We start from the raw sequence: 24,770 nt of genomic DNA on the forward strand, positions 1-24,770 counted from the left end.
TCGGTTCGTGAGGCGATGTTCGCGCAGCAAGCTTCAGGCGAAATCAGCGGGTGCAATCACACCACATTGTTTAGCCGCCTTCACGCTTGCCGCCAAGCGCCACGATCAACACGGGCTAACCTCTTTCCGTGACGGTGATATGATGGCGTCGACGGGACAAATTTGCCGCACCTTGCGGCCATCTGCATCGATGCGGTCGGATCGGGTGTTTTTGCGGCTTTTGCGGCTTGCACTCATAGGTAGCCGGGTCTAGCCATAGGGTGAGGATCAAATCTGCCAGACTGTCTGTCCCTTAAGGGGCGTCCGGGTTGCTTTAAGCGGCCGGGGTGCGCTTTGCGTTGCGGTCGCTGTTCGGGGAAGTTCAAATGCAAAAGGGTTTTCTGCTCGGTCTGTTCGCTTATGCGACCTTTTCCCTGGGCGATGCCACGATCAAGTCGCTTGGATCACAGATCAGCGTTTTCGAGATCGGCTTTTTCAGCATCCTGTTTTCCGGCATCTTCATCTTCTTCAGCAAGCCGCGTGAGGAAAGGTGGCGTGAATTCTGGCGCATGAGCCGTCCGTTTGCGGTGCACGGGCGGGCGATTTCCGGCCTGTTCGCCGGTATTCTCGGTATCTATGCCTTCACCACCATTCCGCTGGCCGAAGCCTATGCGCTGATCTTTCTCTCACCGTTGTTTGTGACAGTGCTGTCGGCTGTCGTATTGAAGGAAGATATAGGGCCATGGCGCTGGGCGGCCGTTCTGGCCGGCATCGTCGGTGTTCTGCTCGTCGTGCGGCCCGGCTTCAAGGCGCTGGAACTCGGGCACGTCGCAGCCATCGGTGTCGCATTCCTGGCGGCGATGACCATCGTGCTGCTCCGCTCGCTTGCGGGCAAGGAGAAGCGCACCTCGATAATGGGCGTGCTTTTGGTCTACGGCCTCACCTTCAACGGCATTGCCTCGATTCCCGAGTTCGTCATGCCCAATCTGCACCAGTTCGCCGCCTTTGCCTTCATCGGCCTCTGCACGGCGACGGGACAGATAACGCTGCTCGTCGCAACACGTATCGCGCCGGCCAGCCAGATTGCACCCTCGCATTATTCTCAGATCCTCTGGGCCGTGGCGATTGGCATGACTTTCTTCCACGAATATCCGGATGCGATCGCGGTGCTTGGGCTGGGTGTCATCGCCGCATCGGGACTTCTGACGATGATCCGCGAAAGGGTCAGGCTCGGCACAGTTCGCTGGAATCCGTTTTTCCGCAATCGGCTTTGAAGTCATCCATCGATCGGAAACAGTGCGTCAACCGAAGCGCGGCTTGTGGGGTGGGTGCAGACGGCCCCATAAGCTTTTCATCGATAGATGAATGGAGAGCCCAAAATGCTCGTGGATGGAAAGTGGACCGCCGAATGGCACCCGGTGCAGGCGACCGACAAGAAGGGTGGTTTCGTTCGCCAGACATCCGGCTTCCGCAACTGGGTAACGTCTGATGGTTCAGCAGGCCCGACGGGAGAGGGCGGTTTCAAGGCCGAGGCTGGGCGCTATCATCTCTATGTCGCGCTGATTTGTCCATGGGCCTCACGCACGCTGATCGGCCGCAAGCTCAAGAAGCTCGAGGATGTCATTTCGGTCTCAATTGTGGAGCCGGCGCTCTCCGACGAGGGTTGGAAATTCGGCGATTATCCAGGTTCGGATCGCGACGGGCTGAACGGCTTCGCTTATATGCACGAAGCCTATACCAGCGCCGATCCGCATTATACCGGCCGTGCCACCGTTCCGGTTCTTTGGGACAAGAAGACGAAAACCATCGTCAACAACGAATCCGCCGACATTCTCCGCATGCTGAATTCCGGTTTCGGCGATCTGGCCGATAACGGCATCGATCTTTATCCGGAAGATCTGCGGGACGCGATTGATGCGCTCAACGACCATATCTATCCCCGCCTCAACAACGGTGTCTACAGAACCGGTTTTGCCACCACCCAGCTTGCCTATGAGGAAGCCTTTGCCGACGTCTTCGCGACACTTCAGGAACTTGAAACTCGCCTGGCATCAGGCGGTCCCTTCCTCTTCGGCGATCGCCTGACGGAAACGGATGTCAGGCTTTTCGTGACGCTGGTGCGTTTCGATGCCGCCTATTACGGCCTCTTCAAGTGCAACCTTCGCCGCATTGCCGACTATCGGGCCCTGCAGGCCTATATGATGCGGGTGCTAAACATTCCGGGCGTGCGTGACACGGTCAATATCGACCACATCAAGCGCGGTTATTATTCGATCAAGGCGCTCAATCCGACCCGGATCGTGCCGGTCGGCCCCGATCTGCCGGGGCTTGACGAGGTTTCCATCGGCGGCACTGTGTGAATATCTAGGCCGGCTTGCCGACCTGATCGAGAAGCCATGCCTGGAAGGCGCGGGCAAGGACATTGTCCTGCCGCCCTTCCGGCAGGGCAACATAATAGCTCTTGTCGGTTTGCAGTGGAATGTCGAAGACGATTTCGAGACGGCCGGAGACGAGTTCCGCCTCGATCAGATATTTCGGCAGAAGGGCAAAGCCAATGCCGCTTATGGCTGCTTCAATGATCATCGAAAACTGGTCGAAACGGCTGCCTCTATAGGCATTCTCCGCCGTTACCCCATTCATCTCCAGCCACTCAGTCCATAGTTTCGGCCGTGTGGTCACGTGCAGCAACGGTTGTCGGTTAAAATCCTCCGGCTCTCTCATTCCCGCGCGCTGAAGCAGAGCGGGGCTGGCGACCGGCACGATCACTTCGTTGCATAAAAAGGTGCAGGTGCCGTGCGCCCAGACCGGCTGGCCGTAATGGATGGCGAGGTCGAAACCTTCCTCATCGAAATCGAAAGGGTGCGAGCGCGAGCCGATGGTGATGGTCATTTCCGGGTTGGCGTCGATGAAGCGGTGCAGACGCGGCATCAGCCAGCGGCTGCCGAAGGTTGGCAGGGTGGCGACGGAAAGTGATGCATGAGATGTTCCGGCCGAGACCGCGCGCACCATCAGCTGTTCGGATTGCTGCAACAGGCGCCGCACGTCTGGCAGGAATTTGCGACCCGCTTCCGACAGGACGACGCGCCGGCGGATGCGTTCGAAAAGCTGCATTCCGGTCTGCGCCTCAAGTTCGCCGATCTGCCGGCTGACCGCACTTTGCGTGAGGTTGAGTTCTTCCGCCGCACGGGTAAAATTCCCATGCCTTGCGGCACACTCGAATGCTTGCAGGGTTACGATATCAGGGACCAGTCTTCTGCGCGGATCCATACCATTCTCGCATCAACTTACCCGCTTTCCTCATTGGAAAAGGGTCATTATGGCCATATATGATTACGGGAAAGAATGGAACGGTGTTTTGCCGGCTTTGACGGAGGCCCCGTTTCACAAAATGATAAACTCGGGGAAAGAACAGCGACGGGAGTTGAAAGCGCCGTATCAAAAACGGCCTTTCCTCCCCTTTGAGCCAAAAAGGATAATTTGACATGGATGCGACCACGAAGCTTGACGTGAAACAGGAAGCCGCGGCCCTGCTAGACAGAATGGGCGTCGCCCGCGATCTTTATACCGGCGGCGATATGGCGTCGTTCAGCCCGGTAACGGGTGAACAGATCGCTAGCCTCAAGACCATTTCGGTCGAGGGTGTCGCAGCCGTGGTCGACAAGGCCGATGCCGCCTTCAAGATTTGGCGCAACGTACCTGCTCCGCGCCGTGGCGAACTGATCCGGCTTCTGGGCGAAGAACTGCGCTCCTTCAAGGCAGATCTCGGTCGGCTCGTCTCGCTGGAAGTGGGCAAGGTCCCGTCCGAAGGTCTCGGCGAAGTGCAGGAGATGATCGATATCTGCGATTTCGCGGTCGGTTTGTCCCGCCAGCTTTACGGCCTCACCATCGCCACCGAACGCCCCGGCCACCGTATGATGGAAACCTGGCATCCGCTCGGCGTTGTCGGCGTTATCTCCGCCTTCAATTTTCCGGTCGCGGTCTGGTCGTGGAACGCGGCGCTCGCGCTAGTCTGCGGCAATTCGGTGGTCTGGAAGCCATCTGAAAAGACCCCGCTGACGGCACTTGCGGTTCAGGGCATCTTCGAACGTGCCGTAGCCCGTTTTGGCGATGCGCCGGAAGGGCTGTCGCAGCTTCTGATCGGCGACCGCGCCGTTGGTGAAGCATTGGTGGACAACCCCAAGGTTCCCCTGGTTTCTGCCACCGGTTCCACCCGCATGGGCCGCGATGTCGGCCCGCGTCTGGCGAAGCGCTTCGCCCGCGCCATTCTGGAACTGGGCGGCAACAATGCCGGCATCGTCTGCCCGTCTGCCGATCTCGACATGGCGCTGCGCGCCATTGCCTTCGGCGCCATGGGCACGGCCGGCCAGCGCTGCACCACGCTTCGCCGTCTCTTCGTGCATGACAGTGTTTACGACCAGCTCGTGCCGCGTCTGAAAAAGGCCTACGCCTCCGTCTCCGTCGGCAATCCGCTCGAAACATCGGCGCTTGTCGGACCGCTGGTGGACAAGGCGGCTTTCGACGGCATGCAGAAGGCGCTCGAAGCGGCCAAGGCGCATGACGGCGTGGTGAATGGCGGCGGGCGAGTGGATACGGGTGCGCCGGATGCCTATTATGTAAAGCCGGCACTTGTCGAAATGCCTGAACAGGCGGGGCCGGTGTTGGAAGAGACCTTCGCGCCGATCCTTTATGTGATGAAGTACAGCGATCTCGATCAGGCGATTGACGCGCATAACGCCGTTGCCGCTGGTCTGTCGTCGTCGATCTTCACCCGTGACATTCAGGAATCGGAACGTTTCCTGTCCTCGGAAGGCTCGGATTGCGGCATCGCCAACGTCAATATCGGAACCTCGGGCGCGGAAATCGGCGGCGCATTCGGTGGTGAAAAGGAAACCGGCGGTGGCCGCGAATCCGGTTCGGATGCATGGAAGGCCTATATGCGCCGCGCCACCAACACCATCAACTACTCCAAGGCGCTGCCTTTGGCGCAGGGCGTTTCCTTCGATATCGAGTAAATCGCTTCGCAAGTTTGCGCGTTCGATAGCGATATTGATCCATCATGCCGGTGCGGCCAGTTCGCACCGGCATTCGTCTGTTAAGCAGGCTTGGTAATGCCTCCTGCGATGATTTGCGGGAAAGAGGCGTCTCTGCGGAATTTTATTCCCGCAATATCGCTGATATTGAATTATCCTCTCTCTATCGTTTTCATCGAAAACCCTAGCATTGCTCCATATCGCAAACCGGCCCCAGGGGGTCGGCGACAAGGAGCTAAAATGCCAGCCATTACCCGTCGTGCCCTCTCCGCCAGTTTTCTTGTTGCCGCTGCATTATCCGTGCTGCCCTTGCAGGCGCAGGCGGCGGAAGAGCTGAAGATCGGTTATCAGAAAACCGGCCTGCCGGTGATCGCGAGGCAACAGGGCGTTATCGAAAAGGCGCTTGAGGCCAAGGGCGTCAAGGTTTCGTGGGTCGAATTCACCGCAGGCCCGCCGCTGGTGGAGGCCTTGAATGTTGGCTCCATCAATGTCGGCTGGACGGGCGATGCGCCGCCAATCTTCGGTCAGGCGGCCGGTTCGGCCATCGTTTACGTTGCGGCTCTTCCCTCAAACGGTAAGGGTGAGGCGATCTTCACCAAGCCCGAGAGCGGTATAAAGTCGGTTGCCGATCTGAAGGGCAAGAAGGTCGGCGTCGGCAAGGGCACAAGCGCCCACAATCTGCTGGTGGCGGCAATTGAGAAGAACGGCCTGAAATTTAGCGATATCGACGTGGTCTATCTCAGCCCTGCTGACGCGGCGGCAGCCTTTGCCAGCGACAAGATCGACGCCTGGGCCGTCTGGGATCCGTTCTATGCAATTGCCGAGACCCGCTATAAGCCCGTCACTCTGGCCCGCACCAGCGAGGTTCTCAACGTGAGCACCTATTTCCTCGCCAACCGCGACTATGCCAAATCCCATGCCGACACCATCAATATCACGCTTGATGCCCTGGGCGAGGCGGCCAAATGGTCCGCCGCCAACCGCGACAAGGTTGCGGCAGCCCTGCATGAGGTGACAGGTGTACCGCTGGAAGCGCAGACGCTGGCTGCGAACCGTTCAGAATTCGGTATTTCGAAAATCGATGACAAGATCATTGCCAGCCAGCAGGAAACTGCCGACCGCTTTTATCGCCTGGGCCTGATCCCTAAGCAGATCAGCATCAAGGATGCCGTCTGGTCAGGCGCCACCAACTGATCCCGGATACGGAGGGTTTCGCGATGAGCATCAGAAGGCGTATCGAGGCTGGAAGCATCACGGGCTGGTTGCTTCCTGCCATCATTCTTGCCGGCTGGGAGCTTGCTGCCCGCGTCGGTCTCATTTCGGCAAACGTCCTGCCGGCTCCCTCTGCCGTCGCGGAAGCCTTCTGGCGGCTTTTGCTTTCAGGGGAACTCATCGCCAATATCGGTGTCAGCTCCGCTCGCGCTCTGGCCGGTTTCGCCGTTGGCGGCGCGATTGGCTTCATCTTCGGGCTGGCCAACGGACTGTCGCGGTTTTCCCGCAGCTTTACCGACACGACGCTGCAGATGATCCGCAACATCCCGCATCTGGCGCTCATTCCGCTCGTCATCCTCTGGTTCGGCATCGACGAGGAGGCAAAGCTTTTCCTCGTGGCACTCGGAGTGTTTTTCCCCATCTACATCAACACGCTGCTCGGCATTCAGGGGGTCGATCCGCAACTGGTGGAGATGGGGCGTACCTATGGCATGTCGCCCTTCACCCTGTTCCGGCGAGTGATCCTGCCCGGCGCGCTGCCGTCCATTTTCACCGGCCTGCGTTATGCGCTCGGCATCATGTGGCTGACGCTTATCGTGGCGGAAACAATTTCCTCCTCTTCCGGCCTCGGCTACATGGCCATGCAGGCGCGCGAGTTCCTGCTGATCGATGTCGTCGTGCTGTCGATCCTTATTTACGCGCTTCTTGGCAAGCTGGCGGACAGTTTCGCCCGCTTCCTCGAAAGCATCTTCCTGCAGTGGCATCCAGCCTTCAAGAAAGTCTGAGGTAACCCATGTCGACCAGCAATGTGACGACGTTGAGACGCCCCGATGCCCCATCATCCTCCCCTTCCGGGGCAGAGACCAAGGTTGAGCAGCGCGGCAAGCAGAACGACAGCAAGGTCGCTTTCAGCTTCCGCAATGTGACCAAGACCTTTGGCGATAAACCGGTTCTGCGCGGCATCGATCTCGATGTGCGGGAAGGCGAGTTTCTGGCTATTATCGGCAAGAGTGGATGCGGCAAGAGCACGCTTCTGCGTATCTTGGCCGGTCTTGATGCGCCCACAAGCGGCACCGTTTCGAAAGACGCATCGAGCCGCACTCGCATGATGTTTCAGGAGCCGCGCCTTCTGCCATGGGAGCGGATCGCAAACAATGTATCCGTGGGCCTGACCGGCATCGCCAAAGGTGAGGCGGCGAACGAGCAGGCGCTTGCCATTCTCGAAGAGGTTGGGCTAAAGGACCGGGCGGGCGAGTGGCCCTATGTCCTGTCTGGAGGCCAGAAACAGCGCGTGGCGCTGGCACGCGCGCTGGTGGCGCATCCGCAAATTCTGGCGCTGGATGAACCCCTCGGGGCGCTCGATGCGCTCACCCGCATCGAAATGCAGCTTCTGCTGGAGCGCATCTGGCGCAAGCAGAAATTCACCGCCGTTCTCGTTACGCACGATGTTTCGGAAGCCGTCGCACTTGCAGACCGCATCGTCGTGATTGATGAGGGGCGCATCGCGCTTGATCTCGATGTGAAACTGCCGCGTCCGCGCCGACACGGCACCCCGGAATTCGCGCGGCTTGAAGAGCAGGTTCTGAACCAGCTTTTCGGTCGTGGTGAAATCGGTGGGTGATGTGATGGACCGGCAGGGTCGAGACCCTGCCGGAACCAGATAATCAGCCGATGCTCATCAGGCTGGCATTGCCGCCGGCAGCCGTTGTGTTGACGCTGACGGAGACTTCTTCCACCAGCCAGTCGAGATTGTAGGGCTGGGTTTCACGGTCAAGCGCTTCCGTCGTGGCGGCCTGAACCAGAACCAGAGGACCGGGCAGGGCGGCGATTTTCTTGTTGATCGCAACGACACGTTCCGCATCGCCCTCGATCAGCGCGCCGGCGAACGGTGCGGATTTTTCCCAGCTGTCAGCCCATGTGATGCGCGAGGTGACGGTTGCCGGCAATCCGTAGATCGACTTTTCCAGCCCCGACGCATTATCGATAACGACCGAGTTGCCGGTGGCAAGCGCTGCCGCAAGCTGGCGATAGAGCCCTTGCTCCGTGGCCGGAATAAGCAGCACCTTGCCGCGCGGATGCAGCGCATAGACGTTGCGTTCGCCGACTGGGCCTGCCAGTTCGGTTTCGAAACCGAGGCCGGATAGGGCTGCGGCCTGTCTTGCGGCTTCGGCTGCAACGCTCTGGCCGTTTTCATCCAGCCAGCGGGCGAGATCGACAGCCGCCTGGTCCTGCTGGCTGGCAACGCGGTCGATCTTCGGCGCGGTTTGTGTGACGCGGCCGAGATAGAGCGGACCGCCCGCCTTGGGGCCGGTGCCGGAGAGGCCTCGCCCGCCAAAGGGCTGGACGCCGACCACGGCGCCGATGATGTTGCGGTTCACATAGAGATTACCGGCCGCGACGCGCGACAGGACATGCTGGATGGTATCGTCAAGACGCGTATGCAGGCCGAAGGTCAGGCCATAGCCGGTGGCGTTGATCTCGTCGATCAGCCGGTCGAGATTGTCGCGCTTGAACCGGATGACGTGCAGCACCGGCCCGAAGACCTCTTTCTTAAGATCGGCGAGCGATTTCATCTCGATGATTGTCGGTGGCACGAAGGTGCCCTTGCCGGTTTCGCCGGCAAGCGAAATCTGCTCGATCCGGTGGCCGAGTGCGCGCATGCTGTCAACGTGTTTTTCGATGATGCCTTTAGCTTCAGCGGTGATCACGGGGCCGACATCGACGGAAAGGCTATCGGTGCGCCCGATGCGCAATTCGTGCAGCGCGCCCTTCAGCATCGTCAGGGTGCGGTCGGCCACATCTTCCTGCAGGCAGAGAATGCGAAGCGCCGAGCAACGCTGGCCGGCACTGTCGAAGGCAGAGGCGATGACGTCGGCGACGACCTGCTCGGCAAGCGCTGAGGAATCGACGATCATGGCGTTCTGGCCGCCGGTCTCGGCAATCAGGGGAACGGGCTGGCCGTTTGCGAGAACCCGGCCTGCGAGTTGACCCTGGATGAGCCGCGCCACTTCAGTGGATCCGGTGAACATCACACCCGCCGTGAGCGCTGAGCCGACTAGTGCCGCACCGGTCTTGCCGTCACCTGGCAGAAGCTGCACGGCGTCCTGCGGAACGCCTGCCTCATGCAGCAGGCGTACCCCCTGCGCGGCGATCAACGGGGTTTCTTCGGCGGGCTTTGCCAGTACCGGATTACCGGCAACCAGTGCTGCCGTTACCTGGCCGATGAAGATGGCAAGCGGGAAGTTCCACGGGCTGATGCAGACGACCGGGCCGAGCGGTGTCTCGTTGGCCTTGAAGGTCTTCCGGGCTTCCGCTGCGTAATAACGCAGGAAGTCAATCGCTTCGCGCACCTCGGCAATGGCGTTCGGCATGGATTTTCCGGCCTCGCGCATGATGAGGCCAAGCAGGGCCGGCATTTCGGCCTGCATCCGGTCGGCAGCGCGCTCCAGGCAGGCGGCGCGCTCCTCGACCGGCGTGGAAGACCAGTTGGAGGCTGCGGCCCGTTGCATTGCCGCCTCGACATCGGCCTCTGTCGGTTCGGTTACATAACCGACGACATCATTGTGGTCGCCGGGATTGAGGACCGGGCGTGTCTTTCCGCCTGCATGCGGTGCTGCGGCTTTCCATTCCGTCGTCGCACCTGCCTTAAGGACGTTGTCCAGCGCGGCAAGTGCCGTTTCATTCGAAAGATCGAGGCCGGCGGAATTTGCCCGTTCGGGGCCGAAGAGACCAGCGGGTGCAGCAATGCGGTCGTGCCGTGCGCCGGGAACGGGGTAAGCCTTGACCACGGTGACCGGATCTTCCAGCAGGGAAGCCACCGGCACGGCGGGATCTGCTATGCGGTTGACGAAGGAGGAGTTCGCGCCGTTTTCCAGCAGACGGCGGACGAGATAGGCAAGCAGCGTCTCGTGGGTGCCAACAGGCGCATAAAAGCGGCAGGGACGATCGAGCTTTTTCTTGCCGACGACTTCGCTGTAAAGCGGTTCGCCCATGCCGTGCAGGCACTGGAACTCGTAATCACCGAGTTTGAAGTCCGGACCAGCGAGATGGTAGATGGTAGCCATGGACTGGGCGTTGTGGGTCGCAAATTGCGGGAACACGACGTCACGCGCGGCAAGCAGCTTGCGGGCGCAGGCGATATAGGAGACATCCGTGTGCACTTTGCGGGTGAAGACCGGGAAGTCTTCCAGCCCGTCCACCTGTGCGCGCTTGATCTCCGCATCCCAGTAGGCGCCCTTGACAAGACGCACCATGATGCGGCGACCGGCACGTTGGGCGAGATCGATGATGTAGTCGAGAACAAAGGGGCAGCGGCGGCCATAGGCCTGCACAACGAAGCCTAGGCCGTTCCAACCGGCAAGATCCTTGTCGAGCGCCAGTTCCTCCAGAAGATCGAGCGACAGTTCCAGCCGGTCGGCTTCCTCGGCGTCAATGTTGAGGCCGATATCGTATTTCTTGCTGAGCAGCATCAGGGATTTCACACGCGGCAGAAGCTCCGCCATTACCCGCTCTGCCTGCACACGGGCATAACGCGGATGCAGGGCCGAAAGCTTGATGGAAATTCCGGGGCCACCATAGATGCCACGCCCGGCGGAGGCCTTGCCAATGGCGTGGATCGCGTTTTCGTAGTCCTTGTAATAACGCTCCGCATCCTTGGCGGTGGTCGCCGCTTCGCCGAGCATGTCGTAGGAATAGTGGAAACCCTGTTCCTCCAGCGGTTTCGAGCGCTTGATCGCTTCCCCAATCGTTTCGCCGGTCACGAATTGCTCGCCCATCATGCGCATCGCCATATCGACGCCGCGGCGAATGACGGGTTCGCCAGCCCTGGCGATCAGCTTGGTCAGCGCCGCCGAAAGGCCGCTGTCATTGACCGTCGAGGTCAGCTTGCCGGTGATGACAAGACCCCAGGTTGCGGCGTTGACGAACAGCGAGCGCCCGCCGCCGATGTGGGACTTCCAGTCGCCGCGGGCGATCTTGTCGCGGATCAGCGCGTCGCGGGTGGCGGTGTCGGGAATGCGCAGCAGTGCTTCGGCAAGGCACATCAGGGCCACGCCCTTATGGCTGGAGAGCGAATATTCCTGCACCAGCCCCTCGACGCCGGTGCCTTTCGTCTTGGCGCGCAACGCCTCGATCAGCTTGGTTGCCGTGGTGCGAATGGCTGCGGCCTGCTCGGGCGTGACGGTCGCAGCATCGATCAGAGGCGCCAGGCACTCTTCCTCTGGGCGGCGGTAAGCGGCGGTAATTGCTTTGCGCAACGGGCTCTGCTCGCGCACGGGCGGTGCAAAATTCTGGAAAATACCGTTCACCGTCTGCTGCGGGTTTACATCGGCTTTGCTTGCACCATCGGCCATTCTGAAAATCCTGAAAAAGCTGTTGAAGACAGACTGTCAGCGGCAGCGTGTCCTCCGCTCGCCGCTTGTCATTCTGTTGCGTACAATATCATTGCTGTAAAAATTGCTATGGTCCTATTTCGAGGATAGAACAGGCCATATGAACTTTTATTATTCAAAATTGGCGTTAAATCACATGGCAAATAGTCATAAAACAGACGATCTGGACCACTTCGATCTCAAGATTCTCGAGGCCCTCAGCGAAGACGGGCGCATGTCGGTGCTGCAACTGTCGAAAAGGGTCGGCCTCTCCAAGACGCCGTGCCAGACGCGGCTCAAGCGGTTGGTGGATGAAGGTTATATTCTGGGCTTCCGTGCGGTGCTCAATCCGCAGAAACTGGGCGTCGACCATATCGCTTTCGCCGAGGTCAAGCTTTCCGACACACGCGAAAAGGCACTTGAGGAATTCAACACGGCGGTGCGCAAGATCAAGGAGGTGGAGGAATGCCACATGATCGCCGGCGCCTTCGATTATCTACTGAAGGTGCGCACCAGCGATATCCGCAAATACCGAAGGGTGCTCGGCGAAAAAATCTCCAGCCTTCCATCGGTTTCCAACACTTCGACATTCGTCGTGATGCAGTCGGTCAAGGAGACCGGTATCTGACAAAGCGGCGAAGAAAAACGGGCAGGCACGAGCCTACCCGTCTAATGCTTTGCGAATTCTGCCAGCTCAGCGCGCTGTGGCTGCGGCGGTAACGGCGCTCATCTGCGCGTCAGGACCGAACTCGTTTTCGTTTTCGATGCCGAGAAGCTCCTGCAGGCGCAATCGCGCGCGGCTGACACGGCTCTTGATCGTGCCAACCGGGCAACCGCAAATCTCGGCTGCTTCTTCGTACGCAAAGCCCGAGGCGCCAATCAGCAATATCGCTTCGCGCTGATCGTCGGGCAATTTTGCAAGTGCCGTACGGAAATCCTGAAGATCGACCGAACCATGCTGTTCTGGCGGTACCGACAGGCGCGAGGTGTAAACCCCGTCGGTATCCTGTACTTCGCGGCCAGACTTGCGAATCTGGCTGTAGAATTCGTTACGCAGGATCGTCACCAGCCATGCGCGCATGTTGGTTCCGGGCTGGAAACTCTCCTGTTTCGCCCAGGCCTTCATGATCGTATCCTGTACGAGGTCGTCAGCGCGATCCCTCGAACGGATGAGTGAGATCGCGAATGCGCGCAGGTTTGGCAGTGCCGCCAGCATTTCCCGTTTGAAATTGTATTCTGTCTGCTCCGGCTCTTTCGCCATCATTCCCCCGAAGCCTTGTCTTTGGCTCTGTTTTCGGCTTCATCGAGTTTCTCGAGAAGATCGAGGAATTTGTCAGGGATGCCTTCTTCCTGAACAGCATCGTAGAGTTCCCTGAGCTTGCGGGAAATCACCGCACGTCCAGAGTGCGGGACCTGAGGGTTGGCCGGATTGTCCGGAGAATCTTGGTCCGATTGAAATATGTTCATAACGTCCGGTATTCCTTTTGTGTCGTGGCAAGAATGCGCGATGAAAAAAATAGTTCCGGCGATCCGGAACTTTTTTTATGATGCGCACGTTGCTATCGTGGGTTTGCGTTGCAGACCGCATGAAAGGGGAGAATTCCATGTCAGTTTCTACACGCATCGCACCGCACCTGCCATATCTGCGCAGGTTCGCGCGTGCCGTTTGCGGCTCTCAATCCACTGGCGATGCCTATGTTGCAGCAACACTTGAAGCTCTGATCGCCGATATCAGCATCTTCCCGCCGACAAGCAACGATCGGGTTTCGCTTTATCAATTGTTCGTATCGATTTTTAGTTCCGTCACGATCAATATAAAGGCCGATGAAAACCTGTCAGGTTGGGAAAAGCGCGCTTCCGCCAACCTCTCTGCGGTACCAGCGCTCGCCCGCCAGGCTTTCCTTCTGACCACGGTCGAAGAGTTCACAGCTTCGGAAGCAGCAGAGGTTCTGAGGGTAACTGAAGCCCAGATCGGCCAGCTGATCGATGAGGCGGCCTCTGAAATCGCCCGCCAGGTTGCCACCGATATCATGATTATTGAGGACGAACCTCTGATCGCCATGGATATCGAGCAGATGGTCACCGATCTCGGCCATCGCGTTACGGGTATTGCCCGCACGCATGCGGAGGCGATCGATCTCTTCAACCGCACGCAGCCGAAGATGATCCTTGCCGACATCCAGCTTGCAGACGGCAGCTCCGGGCTTGATGCCATGAAGGAGATCCTTCAGATGACGTCTCTGCCGGTGATCTTCATTACAGCCTTCCCTGAGCGTCTTTTGACGGGTGAGCGGCCTGAGCCGACATTCCTCGTTACGAAGCCGTTCAACCCGGACATGGTGAAAGCGCTTATCAGCCAGGCGCTGTTTTTCAACGAAAGCTCTCGCGTCGCGGCGTGAAATTTGCCGAAACCGTAGACTGTCCGGGAACAACTACGGTACCCGGACGTTCGCGGTTACGGTCGTGAGGTGATCTCACGGCTTTTTGCAGGGAGATGAATTTGCATCGGCTGGCATGGCATAACGCGGAGAGGAACGAGAGCGAGCTACACGATTCGCTCGTCCTCGCTTTGCTCGATTCGGGCGAGACAGTCATGTTACAAGACTGGAACCGGGAGTATATATTCGTGGCCAATCTGCCGGATGTGTGGCGTCTGCCGACCGATAGCCATCCCACGGATGAAAATGTGTTTGGCACCGATCTTTCAGAGCGGCTTGCCGAACTCAAAAAAGATATGAATGTGGTGGGCAGTCGGGGCATGCTGGAAGTTAATGCCGGCAATGACCGGGTTTTCCAGTTCCAGATCCATTCCACCTTCAACCAGGCGAAGCAGGCGGTGATGAAAACCACTATTCGCGAGGTGACGGCGGAACGGCGGCGCGAGCAGCTTTTGCGCTCGCTGCTGCGCGAGGTCAGCCACCGTTCCAAGAACCTCCTGGCGATCATCCAGAGCCTTGCGGGCCAGACGGCCCGTTTCAGCCTCACCAAGGATGATTTTCTGCGCAAGTTTCGGGGCCGGTTACACGCTCTTGCCCAAAGTCAGGATCTCATCACGGATTCCGACTGGAGAGGTGCTCGCATATTCGAGCTTCTTCGCCAGCAATTCGATCTCTATGTGCCGGAATATCCTAATCTCATTCACATGGAAGGTGAAAACCTGCTGCTCAATCCGAATGGCGCGCTTTATATCGGTCTGGCTTTCCATGAGCTGGTCGTCAATACGGTCAGCCATAGCGGCAATCTCGCCTATCATCCGCCAATCTCGCTGCAATGCCGACAGGAAGGCGATTTTTGTATCGTTGAGTGGATCGAGCCGATCATGCCATCGAAAGAGCCGGCGCAGGCGAGGCGCGGCAGTTTCGGCAGCGTCGTGCTGGAAAAGGTCGTTCCATCCGCATTGGGCGGGAGTGCCGAATATCACCTCACGCCGGAGCGGATCGTCTACCGGCTTAAATTTCCTTCCGGGGACGTCACCGACATTTGAAATTTCGAAATAATGGCCCTCGGTTGGAGACCTGCCTCATAGGCAGCACTTCGGCCGTTTTTGCGAGAACGCAAAAAAAAGCACGGCCCATGAAAGAGCCGTGCTTTTTTATTATGACAGGTTTTCAGGGGTGAAACCTGTTTATTGTCAGCCAAGCGTCAGGCGGGGACGGGGGAATTGCTTGGCCTGCAGTAAAAATGCATCCGCCCTAATTCGGTTCCACTAAAACGTATTTTTTTTGTGGAGGGCGAAATTAGCTGCTTTTCGTCTGCTGGTACGGGGATCCAGCACGCCATTTTTCAAAGCGGGCCTGCCTGATCGGGTCGCTTGGGTATAAAATAGCGCATCGGCGCTTCAAGCGACCATTCGAACCCGGTTTCGCGATACTCCGTCACCACCTGTCCGCCGAATGCGCCTTCCGCATGCCTTTTGATGACCGTGGTACCAAAGCCCTTGCGGCTTGGTTCCGTCGCCGGTGGCCCGCCCGTTTCGGTCCAGACGATATAAATCATCTGACGTCCATCTTTTTCGAGCGGCTTCCAGCTCACCGTGATTTTTCCGAGCGCAACCGACAGGGCGCCGTATTTGATGGAGTTCGTCGTCAGCTCATGCACCACGAGCCCGAAATTTTGCGCCGCTTCCGGAGAAAGCATGAAATCGTCCCCAGACAGCTGGAAGCGTTCCGAAACGGTGCCGAAAACGTCGAGGTGGGTCTCGATCAGCTTACGGATCGGCAAGCCCTGCCATTGAACCTCCGCCAATGCCCGGATCGACATTCCGAGACCGCGCAGGCGGTGGTCCACCTCTTTCTGGAATTCCGGGATGCTTTTGTTTTCCCGCCCCAATTGCCGGATCATCGCCTGAACCAGCGTCAGAATATTCTTGGAGCGGTGAACCAGTTCGTGCAGCAGAAGTTGCAGCCGTTCTTCCGACTGGCTTCTGTCGAAGGAAGCATTGGAGAGCGCGACGGCGACCTGGTTGGCTTCCTTGATCTTGGTATCGACGGGCGCCACGATCTCGCCTTCACCGATGCGTTCAGCCATGAGCGTGAGATCGCGAATGGAACTGCGCAATTGCCGGCCGACCAGATAGGCGCCGCCGATGGCGATGAGCACCAGCATCGTGCTGCCGATCATCATTTGCCGCCACGTGTCGACCAATGCTGCCTGACTTGCGGCAAGTGGCCCCCACATCACGGTTCGCCATTGCCAGCCCGGCAATTGGGCATAGGCATAGAGGTTACCCTTGTCGTCGAAGAAATTGCCGCTGAAGGCCTGCATTTCTGAAAGAATGGCGGGGCTGGCAAATGGCTTGCCCACTTCCACCCCATTCTGCGCACTGGAAACGACAACACGATTGTTACCGTCGATAATGGCGACCGCCCAGTTGCGCGGCAGGTTTTCCGTGGGAATGAGCCGGCTCAGGTCACTTGTATTCTGCGTCAGGATCAGGGCATCTCCGGCGGACCCCAGATTGGGGTCGAGCGGCAAGGTCACGTTGAACACCCACTCCTTGCTCGTCGCGCCGAAAAACATGTCCGAAACGGTGATCCGACGGGATTCGATTGCCTTGGCCAGATTGGCCTCGGCCGGCACCTTGCTGAGAGGCTGGCCAAATGACACCCGGGTATTGAGATACTGTTCGCCTTCCTTGGTAGCCAGAATGGCGTACAGGCCCTCCCGTTTCAGGCTTTCGGCAACACGTCCCTGAAAAGCGGCGAGATTGCCATTCTCGAGTTCCGGGAATTGCGACAGCAGATTGAGGGAGGTGGCGATTTCCTGCAGGCGCCGATCGATGTTGCGGCTGACGACCCTGACATCCTCGATCGTCTCCCGTTGCAGGTCGTCGCGCTTTTCGCTTTCAAGGCGCAGCATCAAGTAGCCGCCGAAAAGGATAAGCGGCAGGGTGATGACGGTTGCCATCACCACCAGATAGGTGCCGATGGAGGCCGTCGGAAAAAAATTCGCACTGCGTCGACGTAAAGCCGAGAACGTGTTTTTCAGTTTTTTGCCGGGTTGAGGCATGCAAAAACTCCGGCAGTTACGGCATTGTTACGTCACGGATAATACCGCGCCATCCTCCTTTAGCAATGCCTGATTTTTTCGTTCGGGAGCCCCAAAATGTCGCAATCGCGTCGATGCGACTGAAAAAATCGGAACCATTTCAATGGTCAGCCCGTTTGCAAAGCGAACCGGTCATGGAGTGGAAAGCGAAATTCGTCACCGCCCGGCCAGTCGAAAACGATGAAAGGAAGGTACGAAAATGGCAAAGAAACTTACGATACTCGTCACCGCCGCCCTGATGGGCACGACGGCTTTCGCGCCGCTTGCCATCGCCCAGGGTACAACCCAGCCAGCACCGGCAAATCCGAGTGCTCAGACTGAACCGGCAACGCCTCCCGCCACCCCGATGGCGCCGGCGGCTCCTCTGGCCAATGATAGCGCGGCCGCGACGACAGGCGGTGCTTACATCACCCAGCAGGGTGAAACCCAGATCAGCGCCAATGATTACATCGGCAAGTCGGTTTATACCGCAGCCGACGAGAGCATCGGTAACGTCACCAACCTCATCATGGAAAAAGACGGCGGTCTCGTCGCAGCCGTGATTGGTGTCGGAGGTTTCCTCGGTATTGGTGCCAAGGATGTCGCGGTGCCTATGGACAAGGTAACGATGACCCGCAACACGCAGGACGGCACCATTCGCCTGACGACGACCGAAACGGCGGAAACGCTGAAGGCTGCTCCGGAATTCAAGACGCTGGAACAGCAGGCCAGCGAAAAGAGCGCGGCAACGCCGGCAGCTCCGGACAGCACCACCACGTCCGCCACCAAGCCCTGATCCCCTTACCTGGGAGGCAGGAGCGGGATCGACCTCAACAGGCGTCCCGCGAGAGACACCGGCCATTGGCCGGTGTCTTTTTGTTTTAAATTGCGTTCGCTCAGTCCCCGGCATTGCGCGAGGAATGCCAGGCCCAGGCGGATTTGATGATATCAGACAGGGAATAACGCGGCTCCCAGCCCAACACCGCCTTTGCCTTGTCGTTATTGGCGACAAGGGTGGTGGAATCGCCATCGCGGCGGTCGGTATATTCTACCGGGAAGGGGCGGCCGGATACGTCCGAAATCGCCGCCAGCAACTCCTTCACAGTCGTGCCGGTGCCGGTGCCAAGGTTGAGTTCAACCGTTTCACCGCCCGCCAGCAGATAGTCCACTGCCCGCACATGGGCGTCGGCAAGATCGAGAATATGGATGTAGTCACGCACGCAGGTGCCGTCGCGGGTGTCATAATCCGTGCCGAACACCTTGAAGCCTTGACGCCGACCGAGTGCCGCCTCGATGGCGAGCGGGATTGCGTGGGTTTCCGGCTTGTGCCATTCGCCGATGCGGCCTTTGAAATCTGCACCTGCGGCGTTGAAATAGCGCAGCATCACTGAGCGCAGCCCCTTATAGGTGCTGTAATCCTTCAGCGCCTGCTCGACTACCCATTTGGTGCGGCCGTAAGGGTTGATCGGCGCCTGGCGGTGCGTCTCGTCAATCGGCACCTGTTCCGGCAAACCGTAGGTGGCGCAGGTGGAGGAGAAAACAAATGCCGTGACCCCGGCATCGATGGCGGCAGACAGCAGGTTGAGCGAACCGATGACGTTGTTGTCGTAGAAGGCCACGGGTTGCTTTACCGATTCGCCGACTTCAATCAGCGCCGCAAAGTGGAGTACGGCCTCCGGCTGGTGCCTGGCGAAAACCTCGTCCAGGCGTGCGCGGTCGCGAATGTCGCCCTGCTCGAAGGGTCCCCAGCGGACGAATTCCTCATGTCCATTGGACAGATTGTCGAAAACGACCGGTTCATATCCCCGCTCAGACAGGAGAAGGCAGGTATGCGAACCGATATAGCCGGCACCGCCGACGACAAGGACTTTCTTCTTCATCAATCGCCTTTCAGAAAAAAAACGGGACGTGCGGGAGACTGTATTTCACTTTGTTCAAATAAGGGCGGCGTGGCACTGAGCACCATCAACCAGTCTATCCATCGCGGGTAACATAAAAAAAACTGCGCATCCATGGTCCGGATGCGCAGCAGCGAATGAGAGTTTGACGAAGAGCCTTAAACGCGCCCAAAGGCGTGCCTATTTCTTTTTCCTGGTGTTGGCTCTGGTTGCCAGAAAGCCGGCAGCCATGGCAACGGCGAGCGTCGCGTAGGGGCGCGCCTGGATCGCCAGCGTCAGCAGCGATTGCAGCGCCAGAGGTGCTGCGGTCAAGGGAGCTGCCGTCAAGGATGCGACGGGTCGTCTTGCAACATAGGCTCTAGGACGTTTGACGATCGCAAGCGCCACCAGCATGATGATACCAAGCAGAAACGCCGTACCGGCTACGACAAGCGCGGCCGGCCCTGCGCCGACATGCCGGGCAAGATAGATGGAACCCGCCACGACAGCAGCTACGAAGGCGATCAGGAAGAATATCCCGGTCAGCACCCAAAGGATTATCGTGGCGCGCAGGCGCCGTGTCACGACGCGTCCTTCACGCTGGGTGTCTCCCAGATAGACCAGCAATGCCTCAAGCATGATGCGGCCTTATCGACGTGTGAGGAGGGCGAGCACGAAACCGACACCAACGGCGATGCCGAGGGACTGCAGCGGGTTCTTCTGGACCTGATCCGTCAGATTGTCGTTCAGCGAGGAAATTTCGTTGCGAACGCTGTCGGCCATCTCGCCGGAAGCGGTCAGTGCGTCGTCGGCCACGCGGGCGGCCTGCGCCTTCAGTTCATGCGAGGCTCCAACGCCCAGCGCCTTAACGCTCTTGGCAAGATTTGCCAGATCTTCGCGAAGTTGGGCAAGCTGTGCTGCCACATCGGCTGCATCGCCGTTTTCGAGGGATTGCTGGATCTTGTCGTTGACGCTGCTACGCACGCTTGCCATGGGTGAAGTCCTTCCTGGAACATCGTTGATGGAAATGGCGTCAGGTCAAAAAGACTGCCGCCGCGGATCAATGCCGACGCTTACGAACTTTCGTTGCGGCAGCCGTAAACCCGATTGTCCGCCATTCAAACGCGCCGATGCCCGCTTGGTTCCGCGGCTTGGCGAGTTTTCTCCCGCGGATTTTGCGGCGGGGGCAATTTTCCGGGAATTCGGTGCCGGACATTTGTTTTCCTGTAACAAGCATCATATAAGGCCCATCATCCAGACGGACCTTGACTTCAATCAATATGTGAAACGCCATGCTTCAGACTCCCTATTACCTCATCGACAAGACAAAACTTCTTCGCAACATGGAGAAGATTGCCTATGTGCGGGAAAAATCCGGCGCCAAGGCGCTTCTGGCGCTGAAGTGCTTTGCAACATGGTCCGTTTTCGATTTCATGTCGCAATATATGGACGGCACCACCTCGTCGTCGCTTTATGAAGTGCGTCTGGGCCGCGAGAAATTCAGTGGCGAAACCCACGCCTATTCCGTCGCTTATGCCGACTACGAAATCGACGAGGTGATTTCGAACGCGGACAAGATCATCTTCAATTCCATCAGCCAGCTTGAGCGCTTTGCAGAAAAGGCCTCCGGTATCACCCGGGGTCTGCGCCTCAATCCGCAGGTCAGCTCTTCGAGCTTCGATCTTGCCGATCCCGCACGTCCCTTCAGCCGTCTCGGCGAATGGGATGTCGCCAAGGTCGACAAGGTCATGGACCGGATTTCCGGCTTCATGATCCACAACAATTGCGAAAACGGCGATTTTTCGTTGTTCGACCGCATGTTGACGCAGATCGAAGAGAAATTCGGATCGCTCCTGTCGCGTGCGGAATGGGTCAGCCTCGGCGGCGGCATCCATTTTACCGGCGACAACTATCCGCTCGACCAGTTCTGCGATCGCCTGGCGGCTTTTTCGGAAAAATACGGCGTTCAGGTCTATCTTGAGCCCGGCGAAGCGTCGATCACCAAGAGCACGACGCTTGAAGTGACGGTTCTCGACACGCTGTTCAATGGCAAGAACCTCGCCATCGTCGACAGCTCCATCGAAGCGCATATGCTCGACCTCCTGATCTATCGCGAAACCGCCAAGGTTTTGCCTAACGAGGGCGAACATCCCTACATGGTCTGCGGTAAATCCTGCCTTGCGGGCGATATTTTCGGCGACTTCCGGTTCGACAAGGAGCTGAAGGTCGGTGATCGTATCTCCTTTGAGGATGCGGCCGGCTACACCATGGTCAAGAAGAACTGGTTCAATGGCGTGAAGATGCCGGCGATTGCCATCAAGGAACTCGACGGCAGCGTGCGTGCCGTTCGCGAATTCGACTTTGCCGATTTCGAGCAAAGCCTGTCTTAAACCCTGTTTTAACATGAAACGAAGCTGATCCCTGCGGGGAAAAGGAGGCATCACCTGAAATGAAGAAGAACGTTCTGATCATCGGCGCCGGTGGCGTAGCACAGGTCGTGGCGCATAAATGCGCCCAGAACAGCGATGTATTGGGAGACATTCATATTGCGTCACGGACTTTGGAAAAGTGCCGCAAGATTGTCGAGTCCGTACGCGAAAAGAAGAGCCTCAAGACAGATGTGAAACTTGAGGCCCATGCGCTTGACGCGATGGATATCGAGGCGACGAAAGCCTTGATTACGAAAACCGGCGTAGAGATCGTCATCAACGTCGGTTCGGCTTTCGTCAACATGTCCGTTCTTCGTGCCTGCATGGACACGGGTGTTGCTTATATGGATACGGCGATCCACGAGGATCCCACCAAGATTTGCGAGGCGCCGCCGTGGTACGGAAACTACGAGTGGAAGCGCGCTGGCGAATGCAAGGAAAAGGGCGTGACTGCACTGCTCGGCGTCGGTTTCGATCCCGGCGTGGTCAATGCCTATGCCCGCCTTGCCAAGGATGAATATTTCGACAAGGTCACTTCGGTCGATATCGTCGATATCAATGCCGGCAGCCATGGCCGCTGGTTCTCCACCAACTTCGATCCGGAAATCAACTTCCGCGAATTCACCGGTGTCGTCTATTCCTGGCAGAATGGCCAGTGGCAGACGAACCAGATGTTCGAGGTCGGCCAGGAATTCGATCTGCCGGTTGTCGGCAAGCAGAAGGCCTATATGACCGGCCATGACGAAGTGCATTCGCTATCCAAAAACATGGATGGCGCCGATGTGCGCTTCTGGATGGGCTTCGGCGATCACTACATCAACGTCTTTACCGTGCTGAAGAACCTCGGTCTTCTCTCCGAAAAGCCGGTCAAGACTGCCGAAGGTCTGGAAGTCGTGCCGTTGAAGGTGGTCAAGGCCGTATTGCCGGATCCGTCTTCGCTTGCACCCGACTATGTCGGCAAGACCTGCATCGGCGATGTCGTCAAGGGCATCAAGGATGGCAAGGAACGCGAAGTCTTCATCTACAACGTGGCCGACCACAAGGAAGCCTACGAAGAAGTTGGATCGCAGGGCATTTCCTACACCGCCGGCGTTCCTCCGGTCGCTGCCGCCATGCTGATTGCCACCGGCGAGTGGGATGTGAAGCAGATGGCCAATGTGGAAGAACTGCCACCGCAGCCTTTCCTGAACCTTCTGAACAAGATTGGCCTTCCAAGCCGTATCAAGGACGAAAACGGCGACCGCGCCCTGACGTTCTGATCCATCAAGACAATAAAAAGCCCCGCAAAAGCGGGGCTTTTTTTGTGATGAAGTTTGCCGGTTACTTGGCATCATCCTCGGCCTTAAGCCGAGGATTTACCGCACGGTACTGACCCGCGCCTCAGCTCTTTGCTGGCTTCGGTCCGCGCTTTTCGAAAGGCCGGTCCTTCTTGCCTTCGAATTTGGGCTTGTCGCCGAAAGTCTTTTTCTTTTTCCAGGGCTTGTCGTCGCCCTTGCGGTCGTCGGCTGCGCCGCCAGCATTATTGGGTTTGTTGAACTTCCGCTGGGCCGTGGCCGGGCGGGTGTCCTCACGAACACTGCCGGTCATTTCCGGCTTGCCTTCCAGAGCCTTCAGACGAATGCCCTTTTCGAGCATCATGTCCTTGCCGATGGCGGAGGTGAAACGATCAACGGCATCGGCCGCCAGTTCCACAAAAGTCTCCGTCTGCTGCATGCGGATGGCGCCGATATCCTGACGGGTGATCTTGCCGAAGCGGCAGAGCATGGGGATGAGCCAGCGGGGTTCGGCGCTCTGCTTGCGGCCCACCGAAAGCGAAAACCAAGCGCTGTCGGAAAAGTCGGAACGTTCACGGCGCGGCGCGTCGTTTTCAGGGGTTTCGAAGCTGTCGCGGCGCGGTTTGCGGGTATTGTCCAACGCGACTTCGGTGATGTCTTCCGGGGCGGAACGTCCGGCATGGTAAAGGCGCACGAAGGCGGCTGCTACTTTTTCCGCGCCATGCTGCTCAAGCAGCTGCTTGACGAAATCACGCTCGTCATCGGCCACGGCCTCGGTGAGAGCCGGATCGGCCAGGAGACGGGCGCCGTCGCGTTCAACGATCTCTTCGACCGAAGGCGGGCGAACCCATGCTGCGCTGACCTTGGCACCTTCCAGAAGGCGTTCGGCCTTGCGGCGCTGGTTGACAGGCACCACGATGGCGCTGACGCCCTTCTGCCCGGCGCGGCCGGTACGGCCGGAACGGTGGAGAAGCGTTTCCGAATTGGTCGGCAGGTCGGCGTGGATAACCAGTTCGAGGCCAGGCAGGTCGATGCCGCGTGCAGCAACGTCAGTCGCCACGCAAACCCGGGCGCGACCGTCACGCATTGCCTGAAGCGCATGCGTGCGTTCGTTCTGGGTCAGTTCGCCTGACAGAGCCACGACGGAAAAGCCGCGATTGTTCAGACGGGCCGTCAGATGGTTCACGGCCGCACGGGTGGAGCAGAAAACGATGGCGTTGCGGGCTTCGTAAAAGCGCAGCGCATTGATGATGGCGTTTTCGCGGTCGGAGCCGGTCACCAGCAAGGCGCGGTATTCGATGTCCACATGCTGCTTCTGTTCTGAGGCGGTGGCGATGCGAACGGCGTTCTTCTGGTAGCTTTCGGCAAGCTTGGCGATGCTGCGCGGAACGGTGGCCGAGAACATCAGCGTGCGGCGGTTATCCGGCGATTCTTCCAGAATGAATTCCAGATCTTCGCGGAAGCCGAGATCGAGCATCTCGTCGGCCTCGTCCAGTACCACGGCGCGTAGCGACGACAGATCGAGCGCGCCGCGCTTGATGTGGTCGCAGAGGCGGCCGGGGGTGCCGACGATAATATGCGCGCCTCGCTCCAGTGCGCGTCGTTCGCTGCGGATATCCATCCCGCCAACACAGGACGCAATCGATACGCCGGCGAATTCATAAAGCCATTCCAGCTCGCGCTTGACCTGCATGGCCAGTTCGCGGGTTGGCGCAATGGCGAGTGCCAGCGGCGCGGAAGCCTGGCCGAAACGGGTGTTTTCCGACAGTAGCGTGGTCGCGAGCGCAATGCCGAAGGCAACTGTCTTGCCGGAGCCGGTCTGCGCGGAAACCAGCGCGTCCTTGTCGGCGAGTTCCGGCGAAAGCATGGCCTTCTGCACGGGGGTCAAATCTTTGTAGCCGCGTTTTTCCAACGCCTGCGCGATCGCCGGGGCGATACCCTGGGTGTCTGTCATCTACCGTCTTTCGGATATGAAGCTGCCTGCATCCGCCCGAAACCAATAGGTCCTAAAGTCTCCGGGGCAGCCGATGCAGGCCATTACGGCCATTTGGCCGGTTGCATTGCCGCGCTCCAT

At 58.6% G+C, this 24,770-nt stretch carries 22 protein-coding genes; 12 read left to right on the forward strand and 10 right to left on the reverse strand.

Features of this window, described 5'->3' with window-relative positions:
• Window positions 1-365 precede the first annotated feature (365 nt).
• Together ACQZ63_RS23945 and ACQZ63_RS23950 are read left to right on the forward strand one after the other, a co-directional pair.
• A complete protein-coding gene (locus tag ACQZ63_RS23945; RefSeq protein WP_004432025.1) occupies window positions 366-1,253 on the forward strand; it encodes a DMT family transporter in 888 nt (295 codons plus the stop codon).
• A 105-nt stretch (window positions 1,254-1,358) separates the two neighbouring features.
• A complete protein-coding gene (locus tag ACQZ63_RS23950; protein WP_004432027.1) occupies window positions 1,359-2,339 on the forward strand; it encodes a glutathione S-transferase family protein in 981 nt (326 codons plus the stop codon).
• A 4-nt stretch (window positions 2,340-2,343) separates the two neighbouring features.
• On the opposite strand, the gene ACQZ63_RS23955 is transcribed toward ACQZ63_RS23950, so the two are convergent.
• A complete protein-coding gene (locus tag ACQZ63_RS23955) occupies window positions 2,344-3,246 on the reverse strand; it encodes a LysR family transcriptional regulator (RefSeq protein ID WP_004432029.1) in 903 nt (300 codons plus the stop codon).
• Between the two features lie 215 nt (window positions 3,247-3,461).
• Between ACQZ63_RS23955 and amaB the strand changes: the two genes are divergently transcribed.
• The 4 genes from amaB (at window position 3,462) to ACQZ63_RS23975 (ending at window position 7,842) form a co-directional block, all read left to right on the forward strand.
• Complete coding sequence (amaB, locus tag ACQZ63_RS23960; RefSeq protein ID WP_448799431.1) at window positions 3,462-4,991, forward strand: L-piperidine-6-carboxylate dehydrogenase; 1,530 nt, start codon at window positions 3,462-3,464, stop codon at window positions 4,989-4,991.
• 258 nt (window positions 4,992-5,249) lie between these two features.
• Window positions 5,250-6,203, forward strand: a complete 954-nt coding sequence (locus ACQZ63_RS23965) for an aliphatic sulfonate ABC transporter substrate-binding protein (protein WP_004432036.1) — start codon at window positions 5,250-5,252, stop codon at window positions 6,201-6,203.
• A gap of 23 nt (window positions 6,204-6,226) precedes the next feature.
• On the forward strand, window positions 6,227-7,006 hold the full coding sequence (locus tag ACQZ63_RS23970) for an ABC transporter permease subunit (protein ID WP_004432039.1): 780 nt from the start codon (window positions 6,227-6,229) through the stop codon (window positions 7,004-7,006).
• Between the two features lie 8 nt (window positions 7,007-7,014).
• Window positions 7,015-7,842, forward strand: coding sequence for an ABC transporter ATP-binding protein (locus ACQZ63_RS23975; RefSeq protein ID WP_004432043.1), 828 nt, complete (start codon window positions 7,015-7,017; stop codon window positions 7,840-7,842).
• 43 nt (window positions 7,843-7,885) lie between these two features.
• On the opposite strand, the gene putA is transcribed toward ACQZ63_RS23975, so the two are convergent.
• The gene (putA, locus tag ACQZ63_RS23980) at window positions 7,886-11,572 is read right to left on the reverse strand and encodes a trifunctional transcriptional regulator/proline dehydrogenase/L-glutamate gamma-semialdehyde dehydrogenase (RefSeq protein WP_448799432.1); all 3,687 of its coding nucleotides are present in this window, start codon (window positions 11,570-11,572) and stop codon (window positions 7,886-7,888) included.
• Between the two features lie 175 nt (window positions 11,573-11,747).
• On the opposite strand from putA, the gene ACQZ63_RS23985 reads away from it, so the two are divergent.
• Window positions 11,748-12,218: an Lrp/AsnC ligand binding domain-containing protein gene (locus ACQZ63_RS23985; protein WP_004432060.1), complete on the forward strand. Its 471-nt coding sequence runs from the start codon at window positions 11,748-11,750 to the stop codon at window positions 12,216-12,218.
• 66 nt (window positions 12,219-12,284) lie between these two features.
• On the opposite strand, the gene ACQZ63_RS23990 is transcribed toward ACQZ63_RS23985, so the two are convergent.
• Both ACQZ63_RS23990 and ACQZ63_RS23995 read right to left on the reverse strand, forming a co-directional pair.
• A complete protein-coding gene (locus ACQZ63_RS23990; protein ID WP_004432061.1) occupies window positions 12,285-12,851 on the reverse strand; it encodes an RNA polymerase sigma factor in 567 nt (188 codons plus the stop codon).
• Window positions 12,851-13,057, reverse strand: a complete 207-nt coding sequence (locus ACQZ63_RS23995) for a NepR family anti-sigma factor (protein ID WP_004432062.1) — start codon at window positions 13,055-13,057, stop codon at window positions 12,851-12,853. The genes ACQZ63_RS23990 and ACQZ63_RS23995 overlap by 1 nt, the downstream gene beginning before the upstream one ends.
• Before the next feature lie 137 nt (window positions 13,058-13,194).
• Between ACQZ63_RS23995 and ACQZ63_RS24000 the strand changes: the two genes are divergently transcribed.
• Together ACQZ63_RS24000 and ACQZ63_RS24005 are read left to right on the forward strand one after the other, a co-directional pair.
• Window positions 13,195-13,989, forward strand: a complete 795-nt coding sequence (locus tag ACQZ63_RS24000) for a response regulator (protein ID WP_004432063.1) — start codon at window positions 13,195-13,197, stop codon at window positions 13,987-13,989.
• A 95-nt stretch (window positions 13,990-14,084) separates the two neighbouring features.
• Entirely contained in the window at window positions 14,085-15,074 is a 990-nt protein-coding gene (locus ACQZ63_RS24005; RefSeq protein WP_035252645.1) for a sensor histidine kinase, read from the forward strand.
• Between the two features lie 299 nt (window positions 15,075-15,373).
• Here ACQZ63_RS24005 and ACQZ63_RS24010 read toward each other — a convergent pair whose 3' ends face one another.
• On the reverse strand, window positions 15,374-17,098 hold the full coding sequence (locus ACQZ63_RS24010) for a sensor histidine kinase (RefSeq protein WP_448799433.1): 1,725 nt from the start codon (window positions 17,096-17,098) through the stop codon (window positions 15,374-15,376).
• Window positions 17,099-17,336: 238 nt separating this feature from the next.
• Here ACQZ63_RS24010 and ACQZ63_RS24015 point away from each other — a divergent pair, with 238 nt between their 5' ends.
• Entirely contained in the window at window positions 17,337-17,912 is a 576-nt protein-coding gene (locus ACQZ63_RS24015; RefSeq protein WP_004432071.1) for a PRC-barrel domain-containing protein, read from the forward strand.
• Window positions 17,913-18,012: 100 nt separating this feature from the next.
• On the opposite strand, the gene galE is transcribed toward ACQZ63_RS24015, so the two are convergent.
• The 4 genes from galE to ACQZ63_RS24035 form a co-directional block, all read right to left on the reverse strand.
• Window positions 18,013-18,996 (reverse strand): UDP-glucose 4-epimerase GalE, encoded by a 984-nt coding sequence (galE, locus tag ACQZ63_RS24020; protein WP_113473304.1) that lies wholly within the window; start codon window positions 18,994-18,996, stop codon window positions 18,013-18,015.
• Window positions 18,997-19,194: 198 nt separating this feature from the next.
• Window positions 19,195-19,632, reverse strand: coding sequence for a hypothetical protein (locus ACQZ63_RS24025; protein WP_448799434.1), 438 nt, complete (start codon window positions 19,630-19,632; stop codon window positions 19,195-19,197).
• Between the two features lie 9 nt (window positions 19,633-19,641).
• A complete protein-coding gene (locus tag ACQZ63_RS24030) occupies window positions 19,642-19,986 on the reverse strand; it encodes a DUF883 family protein (RefSeq protein WP_004432077.1) in 345 nt (114 codons plus the stop codon).
• A gap of 67 nt (window positions 19,987-20,053) precedes the next feature.
• Entirely contained in the window at window positions 20,054-20,287 is a 234-nt protein-coding gene (locus tag ACQZ63_RS24035; RefSeq protein ID WP_004432079.1) for a hypothetical protein, read from the reverse strand.
• On the opposite strand from ACQZ63_RS24035, the gene nspC reads away from it, so the two are divergent.
• Window positions 20,286-21,383, forward strand: coding sequence for a carboxynorspermidine decarboxylase (gene nspC, locus ACQZ63_RS24040; protein ID WP_013762135.1), 1,098 nt, complete (start codon window positions 20,286-20,288; stop codon window positions 21,381-21,383). The genes ACQZ63_RS24035 and nspC overlap by 2 nt on opposite strands.
• 59 nt (window positions 21,384-21,442) lie before the next feature.
• Window positions 21,443-22,681, forward strand: coding sequence for a saccharopine dehydrogenase family protein (locus ACQZ63_RS24045; protein WP_112391973.1), 1,239 nt, complete (start codon window positions 21,443-21,445; stop codon window positions 22,679-22,681).
• A gap of 121 nt (window positions 22,682-22,802) precedes the next feature.
• Here ACQZ63_RS24045 and ACQZ63_RS24050 read toward each other — a convergent pair whose 3' ends face one another.
• Window positions 22,803-24,650, reverse strand: coding sequence for a DEAD/DEAH box helicase (locus tag ACQZ63_RS24050; protein WP_065663268.1), 1,848 nt, complete (start codon window positions 24,648-24,650; stop codon window positions 22,803-22,805).
• Window positions 24,651-24,770: the final 120 nt, after the last annotated feature.

The organism is Agrobacterium sp. CG160-95, from assembly GCF_053521725.1.